The organism is Aeromonas sp. sia0103 (assembly GCF_963895295.1).
Lineage (GTDB): Bacteria > Pseudomonadota > Gammaproteobacteria > Enterobacterales > Aeromonadaceae > Aeromonas > Aeromonas encheleia.
In genome coordinates this window covers 1,071,612-1,083,475 of sequence record NZ_CAWQKG010000011.1, presented here as the reverse complement: position 1 = coordinate 1,083,475, position 11,864 = coordinate 1,071,612, and the positions used below count along the sequence as shown (strand labels likewise).

Genomic DNA, 11,864 nt, shown 5'->3' with positions numbered 1-11,864 from the left:
CACACAACAAAACGGGAGCCATATCGGCTCCCGTTTTTATGCGGCTGGCGCAGGCATCAGCCCTGGCTGGCCGGATCCTCGTGGGCGGAGAACTCCCGCATGAAGGCCTCGGCCCGCTCCACCATCTTGGTGGAGCCGACGAAATAGGGGGTGCGCTGGTGCAGCGCGACGGGCTGGACATCCATGATGCGACCGAAGCCGTCGGAGGCCTTGCCACCGGCCTGCTCGACCAGGAAGGCCATGGGGTTGCACTCGTAGAGCAGGCGCAGCTTGCCGTTCGGAGAGTTGGTGCCGGACGGATAGATGTAGATGCCGCCCTTGAGCAGGTTGCGGTGGAAATCCGACACCAGGGAGCCGATGTAGCGGGAGGTGTAGGGCCTGTGGGTCGCCTCGTCCCGCTCCTGGCAATACTTCAGGTACTTCTTCACCCCGTCCGGGAACTTGATGTAGTTGCCCTCGTTGATGGAGTAGATCTTGCCTTCCTCGGGGATGCGGATGTTCTCGTGAGAGAGGCAGAAACAGCCGATGGAGGGATCGTAGGTGAAGCCGTTGACCCCGAAGCCGGTGGTGTAGACAAGCATGGTGGAGGAGCCGTACACCACGTAACCGGCGGCGACCTGGCGGTTGCCCGGCTGCAGGAAGTCTTCCAGGGTCACGCCGGCGCCCGGCTTGCTGACCCGGCGGTAGATGGAGAAGATGGTACCGACCGAGACGTTGACGTCGATGTTGGAGGAGCCGTCGAGGGGATCGATCAGCACTATGTATTTGGAGTGGCGGGAGAGCTCGGAATCGAAGGAGACGAAGTCCTCCTCCTCCTCGGACGCCATGCCGCACACCTCGCCGCGGGCCTCCAGCGCCGCCTTGAAGCGCTCGTTGGCATAGACGTCCAGCTTCTGCTGCACCTCGCCCTGCACGTTTTCGGCCCCCATGGAGCCGATGATGTCCGCCAGGCCCGCCTTGTTGATCTCCCGGTTCACCACCTTGGCAGCCAGACGAATGGAGCTGAGCAGTGAAGTCAGCTCACCGGTCGCGGTAGGGTAGTCCGCCTGTTTTTTGACGATGAACTCGCCCATGGTGATCATGTTTCGCATTCTTGTTCCTTTAGGAGCGTTTCCGTTGGCCTTTGAAAACGTTTGCAAGCATCGGCAAAAAAAGTGCCGATCCTCGGCTGCGTTATTTTGTAACCTAATGTAACGCCTGTTTTTTGTTTTTGCAGCGAATTAAGCCGGCGTATAAATCACCAGTTTGTCCCGTAAAAACGCGATGGAACGCTGAAAAACAGGTTTCAATCGGCCTCTTTCTTCATGTTAATTCGTGACAATTATTCATCTTCACCCCTCTCCCATACCCGGCCCCCATCCGCTCCAATGCCTGAAAAGCGGCCTGAGCCCCCCTTGAGATCTCGTCGCCAATCCAGCATATTGGTTTGGCTTTGGAAGCAAAAAAACATAAGGATATTCAATGAAAAGGACTCTCATTGCCGGCACGGTTGCCACCCTGCTCGCCCTCCCCGCCCTGGCCGCCCAGGTGCCTGATGGCACCAAGCTGTTGCCCAGCGACCAACAAACCTTCGTGCGCAACATCGGCACCGAGCCCTCCTCCATCGATCCCCAGATGGCAGAAGAGAGCGCGGGCAGCGACATCGTCAACGATCTGTTCGAGGGACTCTATAGTCTGGACAGCAACGGCAAGCTGCGAGCCGCGGGCGCGCTCAGTTACGAGCTCGACAGCACCGGCACCGTCTACACCTTCAAGCTCAGACCCGAGGCCAAGTGGTCCAACGGCGAGCCGGTCACCGCGGCCGATTACGTCTATGGCTGGCAGCGGGCGGCCAACCCCAAGAATGCCTCCAACTACGCCTGGTTCATCGAGCTGACCGGCGTGGTCAACGCCGGTGACGTCATCCAGGGCAAACAGGCACCAGAGGCGCTCGGCATCAAGGCGATCGATGCCCACACCCTGCAGATCACCCTGAAAAACCCTGTCCCCTTCTTCTTGAAGACCCTGACCCACTACACCACCTTCCCGGCGCCCAAGGCGGTCATCGAGAAGTTTGGCCATGAGTGGGTCAAGCCGGGCAACATCGTCTCCAACGGCGCCTTCGCACTCAAGGAGTGGACCCCGAACGAGCGCCTGATCGCCGAGCGCAATACCCACTACTGGGACAATGCCCATACGGTGCTGAACAAGGTGATCTACCTGGAAATCGTCTCTGAGACGGCGGCCTACAACCGCTATCGCTCGAGCGAGCTGCACTACACCACCTATCCGCTGGAGCAGTACCAGCAGCTCAAGAGCCAGAGCCCTGATGAGCTGATCAATGCCCCCTCGCTTGCCACCTATTACTATGTGTTCAACACCCAGCGCAAACCCTTCGACGACGTCAGGGTGCGCAAGGCGCTCTCCCTGGCCATCGACCGGGACACCATCACCGGGAAGATCCTGGGCCAGGGCCAGATCTCGGCCTTCAGCCTGACCCCTCCCAGCGTGGATGGTTTCGAGCTCAAGCGTCCGCCCAGCGAGCAGATGAGCAAGGAGGCACGGCTCACCCAGGCCAAGGCACTGCTGGCCGAGGCAGGCTATGGCCCGCAGAATCCGCTGGATGTGGACATCCTCTACAACACCAACGAGGGGCACAAGAAGATAGCGCTGGCCATCTCCTCCATGTGGAAGCACAACCTGGGGGTCAAGGCCGAGCTCAGCAACATGGAGTGGAAGACCATGGTGTCGGCCCTCAACGAGGGGGATTTCGGGGTCAGCCGCTACTCGTGGAACGGGGATTACAACGATGCCTCCACCTTCCTCGACATCATGACCTCCAGCAGCAGCGCCAACAGCGGCAAGTGGTCCAACAAGCAGTACGACGCCCTGCTGGCCAAGGCCCACGACTCCAAGGATCCGGCCGAACGCAACCGGCTCTATCAACAGGCCGAGGTGCTGATCGATGAGGAGGCACCCATTGCCCCCGTCTACTTCTACGTCAAGTCACGGCTGCTCAAGCCCTTCGTCAAGGGCTATCCCTACCACAACCCGCAGGATCTGGTCTATTCGAAGGACCTCTATCTCACTGCGCAGTAACGCCCTAGACCCCGTAAACGAAAAGACCGCCTCTGAGGCGGTCTTTTCGTTCAATCTTCCTGACAGCTGGCCATCGCGAGCCTGGCCCGTCGCCGCACGACCACGGGCTTGACCAACAGTTGTGCCAGCAGCACCCCCAGCAGGGTCATGCCGCCGCCGATCAGGTGGTAGCTGGTCAGCTCCTCCCCCAGCCAACTGATGGCCAAGGCTGCCGTCATCACCGGCAACAGGTTCATGAAGATGGCGGTACGGCTGGCGCCCAGCAGCGCTATCCCCTGCATCCACAACCAGGGCGAGAGGGCCGAGGTCGGGATCCCCGCATAGAGGATGAGCCAGAGTGCACTGCGATCGGGCCATTGTCCATCCACCAGCAGGTAGAAGGGGGTGAGGAACAGCAGGCTGCACAGCACCTGGCCGTAGAGCATGGACCAGTTGTCTAGCCCCAGATCCCAGCGCTTGAGCAGCACGCTGTAGAGCGCATAGGTCGCCGCCGACAGCAGCATGTAGACGGAGCCGATGTGGATGCCCTGCGTGAGCAGCCGGGTCGGATCCCCCTGCCCCAGCAAGACGGCCAGCCCCAGGATGGAGATGACGCCGCCGAGCAGGGCCCCCCAGGTGGGCCGCTCGCGCAGCAGCCAGATGCTGAGCAACACCGTCATCAGCGGGGTCAGCCCCATCATCAGACCGATCTCGGTGGCTCCCAGGGTCTGGGCCGCGTAGTAGCCGAACGTCTGGTTCAGCACCATGCCGAGCAGGGCCAGCATGGCCAGCTGGCAAAAACCGGCCCGCAGTTTGGCCCGCACCCGCCAGGCCCGACGGGCGAGGAAGGGAGTCAGGACAATGGCCGCGACCATCCAGCGCGACCAGGCCAGCGCCGCCGGCGAGAGCACCCCCACCGCCAGCTTGCTGACGATACCGTTACCGGCCCAGATGGCCATGCAGGAGAAAGGAAACAGAAAGGCAAGGGGCATTGCTATATCCAGAAAGAGGGGGGTGGGTATTTTAGGCGGGAGTATAAAGAGGCAAACAGGATTAGCAAGTGCGGCAACGGGGCAGCCCGGCAGGGTCTGCAAAAAGGGAATCAAACAGAACCAAAATCGAGGCGGCAGGGCCAAAAACAATCATGCCCGCACGGCGGCGGGCATGGGGAGGACGACCATCAGGGTGCGATGATCAAGCCGCATCCATGTGCAGTCTCGAGATCAGCTCATTGACCTCGAGCACCGTCTGGCGGTGGGGAATGTCCGCTGGCGAGGGCATCATCAACAAGCCGGACTGGAAATCGAAGCGCCCCCTGCCGTGGATATAGATCCGCCCCTTGAAGAAGGTTTTGACATGCTTTGCCACCATCAGCGGCAGATACTTCTTGAACACTCTCATCGTTTGCAACCTCTTGCAGTTGTATCCGTATGACAGCAGCTTCTGCGAAATAATTCCGTTAATTTTGTATAAAAAACCGGAAAAATCGCCTATCTCATCCCAAAAAACCAATTAGTAACTTTTTATTAACTTTTAGCGTATTGTATGTGGTCCTTCAAGCCAGAGCAATACCCCCTTACCATCTTGCCACTCAATACAGGCCATGCCCGAGGTGGCAAACATGGGCGCACCGGCCGCCGGGCAGAGGCTCTGCACCAGATAACCCACCAGCGGCAGGTGGCTGACCATCAGGATGCTCTCATGCTGTGTCGCCAATGCGGCCAGATAGCTCGCGACCAGCGCCGGATCGCCATAGGGCGTGATCTCGCCGCTCTCTTCCACCTCTTGCGCGTCGGGCAATTCGGGGGCGATGGCCTGCCAGGTTTGTCTGGCTCGCAGGTAGTTGCTGTGGACCACCAAGCCCAGCGTTCCCGCCAGCTGGGGCGCCAACCAGCGGGCCATGTGAATGGACTCTTCGATGCCCTGCTCGGTCAGTGGACGCTGTTCATCCGTTTTCGCATTCATGCCAGCCTGGCCGTGACGCATGATGTAGATTTTCATTACAACCTCGCCCAACGGGCCTGTTTAGATAGCGGGGGGATCTTACCCCGCCATGCAGGGGGAAACAATTGCGCTACCTCTCAGAAAAGGGTTTGCCTCGTGAGATAGCGAGGTCGATAATCATCTTTAAATTCAAATAAATTCACCGCGAGTCAGCCCACATGAGCCCACATGCCAGTCCTAATGACCATCGGCGGTATCACTATCTGGAGCTGGCAAATCGGCTCAGGGTCTTGTTGATCTGCGATCCCGACACCGACAAGTCCGCCGCCTCCCTGGCCGTCAACACCGGTCACTTCGATGATCCGGCCGACAGGCAGGGCATGGCCCATTTCCTTGAGCATATGCTGTTCCTCGGCACCCGCACCTATCCCAAGCCCGGCGAGTATCAGCAGTTCATGAGCCGCCACGGGGGCAGCAACAACGCCTGGACCGGCACCGAGTTCACCAACTTCTTCTTCGATATCGACAACGCCTTCTTCGAAGCCGGGCTCGATCGTTTCTCTCAGTTCTTCATCTGCCCCACCTTCAGCCCGGAGTGGGTCGACAAGGAGCGCAACGCGGTCGATTCCGAGTATCGCCTCAAGCTGCAAGACGACGTGCGGCGCAGCTACCAGGTGCATAAAGAGACGGTCAACCCGGCCCACCCCTTCTCCAAGTTCTCGGTCGGCAACCTGGATACCCTGGCCGATCTGCCCGGCCGGGATCTGCGCTCCGACCTCATTGCATTCTACGAAGGGCACTACAGCGCGGATCGCATGGCGCTGGTGATGATCTCGCCCGAATCCATCGAGACCCAGCTCGGCTGGTGCGAGCGCTTCTTCAGCCCCATCCTGGATCGCAACCTGGGCACCCCGACCCTGTCCGCCCCCCTCTACCGGCTCGATGATCTCGGCATCCGCATTCAGATCAAGCCGGTCAAGGAGAGCCGCAAGCTGACGCTGACCTTCCCGCTGCCCAACGTGGATGCGTTTTACGACAAGAAGCCGCTCACCTTCCTGAGCCACCTCATCGGCTATGAAGGGGACGGCAGCCTGCTCTCATTGCTCAAGGCCAGGGGCTGGGTCAATCAGCTCGCCGCCGGCGGCGGCATCAGCGGCGCCAACTTCAAGGACTTCAGCATCAGCTTCGGGCTCACCCCGCTCGGGCTAGCGCGGGTGGACGACATCATCGCCGCCCTGTTCGGCTACCTGAAACTCATCGAGCGTGACGGCCTGCAGGCCTGGCGCTATGACGAGAAGCGCAGCGTGCTCGAGTCGGCCTTCCGCTTCCAGGAGCGGGGCCGGGCACTGGATACCGTCTCCGGCCTGGTGCTGAACCTGTTCAGCTATGCCCCGGACGATCTGCTCCACGGCGACTACATGATGCGTGGATATGATGAGGCGCTGATCCGCCGCTTCCTCGCCAAGCTCACCCCCCATAACCTGCGCATGACGATTCAGGCACCGGAGGTCAGCACAGATCGCCTCGCCCGCTGGTATCAGACCCCCTACAGCATCGCCCCCATCCCGGAGGCGGAGAAGATCCGCTGGCAGCAGAGCGAGCCGGATCCCGCGCTGCACCTGCCCGCGCCCAACCCCTTTATCAGCAGTCGGCTGGATGCCCGCATGCCGGAGCTTTGCGCCGACCTGCCGGCCTGCCTCATCGACCGCCCCGGTTTTCGGCTCTGGCACCTGCACGAGCACCTGTTCGGAGTGCCCAAGGGCAACCTCTATATCTCCATCGACAGCGAGCACGCGGTCAGGAGTCCGCGCCACATCGCCATGGCCCGGCTCGCGGTGGAGCTGCTCACGGATCACCTCAACGCCCTCACTTACCCGGCCGAGCTGGCCGGGCTTGGCTACCAGATCTATGCCCACCAGGGGGGCTTCACCATCAATATGAGCGGCTTCGCCGACAAGCAGCCGCTGCTGCTCGACATGATCCTCGGCAACCGCACCCTGGGTTATCCGGATCCGGCCCGCTTCGCCGAGATCAAGGAGCAGCTCATCCGCAACTGGGAGAACCAGTCCAAGACGAGGCCCATCTCCCAGCTCTTCAACCAGCTCACCAGTTTGCTGCAGCCCAACAACCCGCCGTTCGAGCAACTGCTGCGCCACCTGCGCACCATCACCCTCGACGAGATGCCCGACTTCGTCGCCCGGCTGTTTGCCGAGGTGCATGTGGAGACCCTGATCCACGGAGATTGGGACGTGGCCGAGGCACTCGAGCTGGCGGCGCTGCTGGAGCGCCACCTCGGCGTCAGCAGCCAGCCCAGCGCCGAGACCCGCCGCCCCCTCATCTCCATTCAGGACAGAGGCACCCTCATCCGCGAGCAGGGTTGCGAGCACGAAGATTCTGCGCTGCTGGTCTACTATCAGTCCCGCACCACCAGGGCGCGGGATCTCGCCTGCTTCACCCTGGCCAACCACATCATGTCCTCCACCTTCTTCCACGAGCTGCGCACCCGCCAGCAGCTCGGCTACGTGGTGGGCGCCGGCAACCTGCCCTTGAACCGCCATCCCGGCCTCATCTTCTATATCCAGTCGCCGGTGGCCGGACCCCAGATCCTGCTGGATGCGGTGGAGGAGTTCATCGATCTCTTCCCGCTGGCCATGCTGGAGCTCACCGAGCAGCAGTGGCAGGACAGCAAGGCGGGCCTGCAGGCCCAGCTCAGCGAGCGGGACGCCAACCTGCGCAGCCGGGGCCAGCGGCTCTGGGTCAGCATAGGCAACAAGGATCTCGGCTTCGATCAGCGGGAGAGGGTGTGCGAGGAGGTGGGCAAGCTGAACCGAGCCGATCTGGTGCGCTTCATCACCCAGCTGAGATCGAGGACCTCGGATCGACTGATCCTCTGCAGCTATGGCCAGGGCCACGAGCATGACGAGCGGATCACCGGCCAGTTCATCGACGATCCCAAGGCGTTCCGGCTCGCCGCCAGCACCTTCGAGGCCTGAGCCGCCTCGAATCGCAGGCAATAAAAAGCCGACCTGAGGGTCGGCTGGAAAAACCATATCAATTGCGACAGAGCCGCCAAAAGTGAACATGAGCGTGAAAATCAGACACTGAGTTGATGATCGGCCAGGTGATGCGAACCAGAGCTCATCGACCGAGACCAACAGTGATTGAGAAACAGGATCATCTTAGACAGGGCCCCTGTCTTTCACGTTGATCTATGTCAAAGGAGGTAAAGAGAGTCTCGCCTCGTCACCCTTTCGCCTCACCTTACCTCTGGTCTCATCCATCGCTCAGACGGCGGGTCAGCCGGTAGGCCACCTCATCGAAATAGGAGAGCTGGCCGGATTGCACCCTGGGATGATCCTGCTCGGTCGCCCGACCCAGCACTTCCACGCTGAAATCGCGCTCGAACAGGGTGCGCACCTCCATCTCCCCCACCGAGAACGGCGGCTGCACCTGCTGCTCCGGCTGATACTCCAGGGTCACCAGCAAGACTTGTCCAGCCGGCTCGATGAGGCGACTCATCAGCTCGGCATACTGACGGCGCATGGAGGTCGGCAGCGCGATCAGCGCCGCCCTGTCATAGGCCAGCCGATAACGACGCCCCAGGGTAGGTACGGCGAAGAAGTCACCCTGATAGATGCGCAACGTCTCGTGCTGATGGCACTGGTAAGGCCCGACCTCGCTCACCGTCTCGGTCAGCTGGTTCTCACCGAAGAACTGGCTGATGGCAAGCTCGGACAGCTCGAAGCCGTCGACGGGGTGACCCTGCTGGTTGAGCCAGAGCATGTCGCCCGACTTGCCGCAGAGGGGAACCAGCACGGGCTCATCTCCCTGCCGGGCCGACCAGCCGGTCTGCAGCCAGCGATTGAACTCCACCTGATGAAAGCCTATCCGGTTCTCTTTCCACTTCTGATGCCAAAACGCCGCTTCCATCATCATCCTCTCGTCATCTGCAATGATGCATCAATATCACAACTTCAACGGGGCGGTGCAAGCCTTGTCGCCCCCTCATCCGCCTTTTTGCAAGACAAACGATTGCAAAACCAAAAGCGATGCCAAGCGCCGCTTTCGGCAGGTTTTACTCAAGACTCGATGCCGACCGTCAGGAGTGCGCCAGCCCGGTTGTCCTCTGCATGACTGCCATGGCCGAGTCGGCTCCTGACGTCGAGCAGCCGGGCACAGATCTCGGCAAAGGCTGGCCGCAGCGCCAGCTCCCGCTGCTGGCAAGCCTGCACCAAGTCATCGAGCCCGTGATGCGAGCCCGCTTGCGCCGGGCAGAGCGCCAGCAGCTCCTCCAGCAGGCAGCCGAAGGCCCGCACCTCCAAGCGCTCCAGCCGGGTGGCCAGCTGAGGATCCCGCACCGGGTAGAAAGAGGCGGCGCCGAAGTCCCCGAGCAGGGCGGCACCCTGGCCGTTATGGAGGATGTTATGACCATAGAGATCCCCGTGCATGATGCCCAGCCGATGTAGATGAGCGGCGGCAGAGGCAATGCGCCAGGCCATCTCCAGCGCCGTCGGCAGCGAGATCGCGAGCGAGGCCGGATAGACATCGCGGGTACAAGACGCGAGGCTGGGGGGACCGGCCAGGTTCACCAGCTCAGGCGCGATCAGCGCCATCACCAGCGCGGGGATGCCGGAGGGGTGATCGCCTATCCGGCCCACCACCTCGATCAAGGCCGGATGCTGACCCGCGGCCATGGAGGCGGTCATCTCGGCCCCCGGCAATCCATCGCTGGTCACCTCCCCCTTGAACAGCTTCACCGCCACGGCGCGGGGGTTTCTCCCCTCACCGAACCACTGCGCTCTATGGATGACCCCGGAGGCCCCCTGCCCCAGCAGTTCGCCGATGGTCAGCTCATGCCAGGGGATCTCGGCGATGGCCATCGCCTCGCCCAGCTGTTTCTCCCACCCCTCACAGAAGGGGTTGCCCGAATAGGCCAACCAGGAGAGCCGTGGCAAGGAGAGCAACCACAGGGGCAATGCCTCGAGCCGGTTGGCGGAGATGCGCAGCAACTCGAGGCGGGCGCAATGCGCCAGCGCAGCTGGCAGCGTCTCGAGCCGATTGCCCGCCAGCATCAGCTTTTGCAGTGCCGTGCACTGACCCAACTCGTCGGGCAATTGCTCAATCTCGTTATCGGTCAGGATCAGCCAGCGCAGCTTGGCAGGCAGTGATTTAGGGGATACCACGCTGATCCGGTTGGCCTTAAAGCCCACCATGGTGAGCGCCGGGCAGTTCCCCAACACCTCGGGCAGTTCGGTGAAGTTGTTCTCGGAGCAGAAGATGATGCGAAGCTTGCTGCACTCGGCCAGCTCGTCCGGCAGCGTGCTCAACTGGTTGCCGGTGAGATCCAGCACCTCCAGCGTCTCTTTCAGACTCAGGATCTCGGGGGGGAAGCTCGTCAGATTTTCACAGAGCTTCAGATGGCGGGCGCCGTTCAACTCGCCAGCGCGCAGCTGTTCCAGGGTATGCATAACCATTTCTCAATCTTGTCGGCCCTGCTTAGCGGCACTAAAGCAGGCCATATGGCACCGCCGGACATGGGCCTAGCGGTGATAAGGGGGGCATTATAAAGAACTGGCGCTAGAGATCGCCCCTTTTGTTACAGATGGCCGCTAGAGCCATCGGCCTCGTGGTCGGCGGCAAGCTCGGCGGCTATCACTGGGGCGAGACCCGCAAACAGGCGATGCACGCCAGGGAGGCGGCGAGGTATGAGTAAGGTACGGCCTGTGATGCTCTGCCTGACAAGGGAAACACAGAGCCTGAAACTGGAGGGGATTGAGCACCGGACCACCAAGGTGCGAAGGCCGCAGAGTAACGGCTTTATCGATCGGCTGCATCGCACCCTGCTGGATGAACATTTCCGTATCAAGAGGAGGACAACCTGGTATGAGTCGGTGGAGCAGATGCTGGTAGACCTGGATGCCTATATGGAGCCCTACAACACCCAGCGGCCACATCAGGGCCGGATGATGGAAGGGCAGACCCCCTACAGCATGTTCAAGAAGGGTCTGAAATTGATACCCAAGGAAGTGCACTCTAAAGTAGAGTAAACGAGACACCGGTTTGAGACCGGTGTCAGATGATAACTATATCTGTACAAAGCGCCCTGCACAGAAACTACAGTGCCTTCTTAGTCGATTCCCATAACGGCTTTCCTGTAACAGATTTAACATGAGTATTGACAGAACCACCTGTTTTAGCAGCCAAATTTTCTATGAATTGCCTAAAGTCGGTGACTTGTATTTTTTTCACAGAATTTGCAGATTTCCCTCTGTGTGCAATTTCACCACGCAACTCAATAAACTTATCAAGCTTGTCTCTAGCTCCCTCAACAGTAAGCTTCTTAGCCCATTTCCATTTTGATGAGATATTTTTTAGACCTATAGACTTTTCAAACAAGTCATCAATATTTGATGATTTAGGTGTGTTGAGCCTTCGATTCCTTTCTTCTTTCAACGCTTCTAGCCTAGCTGACAAATATTGTTTCCATTTCCCATCAGCGACCTCCCACACAGATAGCTCATTATTATCTTTTTTTAACTCTTTAGAAATTATTTTTTTGATTTCCAAGGGAAGTGTATCTGATGTTAAAGAGTGTACAAGGATATGTTCCAAAGCTTCTTCTGCAAGATCTTCACAATATGCCTCCCAATAAGAGCATATAAGAACAATTGCCGACTTATTTAGAACCTCTAAATCATATCTTCTTCCTCTACCATTGCCGCCTTCAGAGGCATGTAGTTCAAGGAGTTTATCAATATCATTTAAATTTTCTGACAGTGCTTTCCTCGCTTTACTTGGCATATAATACTCCTTAATTGCTAACGTATTAAATCATCTGGGGTGTACGGATTTATCACACAACG

At 59.6% G+C, this 11,864-nt stretch carries 9 protein-coding genes and 2 pseudogenes; 4 read left to right on the top strand and 7 right to left on the bottom strand.

Features of this window, described 5'->3' with window-relative positions; translation table 11 throughout:
* Nucleotides 1-56: 56 nt before the first annotated feature.
* Nucleotides 57-1,091, bottom strand: a complete 1,035-nt coding sequence (gene fbp, locus AACW18_RS07565) for a class 1 fructose-bisphosphatase (RefSeq protein WP_042653660.1) — start codon at nucleotides 1,089-1,091, stop codon at nucleotides 57-59.
* A gap of 370 nt (nucleotides 1,092-1,461) precedes the next feature.
* Here fbp and AACW18_RS07560 point away from each other — a divergent pair, with 370 nt between their 5' ends.
* Entirely contained in the window at nucleotides 1,462-3,078 is a 1,617-nt protein-coding gene (locus tag AACW18_RS07560; protein ID WP_218388251.1) for a peptide ABC transporter substrate-binding protein, read from the top strand.
* Between the two features lie 50 nt (nucleotides 3,079-3,128).
* Here AACW18_RS07560 and AACW18_RS07555 read toward each other — a convergent pair whose 3' ends face one another.
* The 3 genes from AACW18_RS07555 to sixA form a co-directional block, all read right to left on the bottom strand.
* Nucleotides 3,129-4,049: a DMT family transporter gene (locus tag AACW18_RS07555; protein ID WP_218292268.1), complete on the bottom strand. Its 921-nt coding sequence runs from the start codon at nucleotides 4,047-4,049 to the stop codon at nucleotides 3,129-3,131.
* A 202-nt stretch (nucleotides 4,050-4,251) separates the two neighbouring features.
* Nucleotides 4,252-4,458 (bottom strand): DUF1107 domain-containing protein, encoded by a 207-nt coding sequence (locus AACW18_RS07550; protein WP_042653763.1) that lies wholly within the window; start codon nucleotides 4,456-4,458, stop codon nucleotides 4,252-4,254.
* Nucleotides 4,459-4,590: 132 nt separating this feature from the next.
* On the bottom strand, nucleotides 4,591-5,058 hold the full coding sequence (sixA, locus tag AACW18_RS07545) for a phosphohistidine phosphatase SixA (RefSeq protein ID WP_042653657.1): 468 nt from the start codon (nucleotides 5,056-5,058) through the stop codon (nucleotides 4,591-4,593).
* A 161-nt stretch (nucleotides 5,059-5,219) separates the two neighbouring features.
* On the opposite strand from sixA, the gene AACW18_RS07540 reads away from it, so the two are divergent.
* Nucleotides 5,220-7,994: an insulinase family protein gene (locus tag AACW18_RS07540; protein ID WP_218388250.1), complete on the top strand. Its 2,775-nt coding sequence runs from the start codon at nucleotides 5,220-5,222 to the stop codon at nucleotides 7,992-7,994.
* Nucleotides 7,995-8,274: 280 nt separating this feature from the next.
* Here AACW18_RS07540 and AACW18_RS07535 read toward each other — a convergent pair whose 3' ends face one another.
* Nucleotides 8,275-8,931 carry a thiopurine S-methyltransferase gene (locus AACW18_RS07535; RefSeq protein ID WP_218388249.1) on the bottom strand — a complete coding sequence of 219 codons (657 nt, stop codon included), beginning with the start codon at nucleotides 8,929-8,931 and terminating at the stop codon, nucleotides 8,275-8,277.
* Between the two features lie 149 nt (nucleotides 8,932-9,080).
* Nucleotides 9,081-10,469 (bottom strand): leucine-rich repeat-containing protein kinase family protein, encoded by a 1,389-nt coding sequence (locus AACW18_RS07530; protein ID WP_218388248.1) that lies wholly within the window; start codon nucleotides 10,467-10,469, stop codon nucleotides 9,081-9,083.
* A 137-nt stretch (nucleotides 10,470-10,606) separates the two neighbouring features.
* Here AACW18_RS07530 and AACW18_RS21485 point away from each other — a divergent pair.
* Nucleotides 10,607-10,714, top strand: a pseudogene (locus AACW18_RS21485) (6-O-methylguanine DNA methyltransferase); the annotation flags it as partial.
* A 43-nt stretch (nucleotides 10,715-10,757) separates the two neighbouring features.
* Nucleotides 10,758-11,048: pseudogene (locus AACW18_RS07525) on the top strand (integrase core domain-containing protein); the annotation flags it as partial.
* Between the two features lie 67 nt (nucleotides 11,049-11,115).
* Here AACW18_RS07525 and AACW18_RS07520 read toward each other — a convergent pair.
* Nucleotides 11,116-11,802 carry an MAE_28990/MAE_18760 family HEPN-like nuclease gene (locus AACW18_RS07520; RefSeq protein ID WP_218388247.1) on the bottom strand — a complete coding sequence of 229 codons (687 nt, stop codon included), beginning with the start codon at nucleotides 11,800-11,802 and terminating at the stop codon, nucleotides 11,116-11,118.
* Between the last annotated feature and the right edge of the window lie 62 nt (nucleotides 11,803-11,864).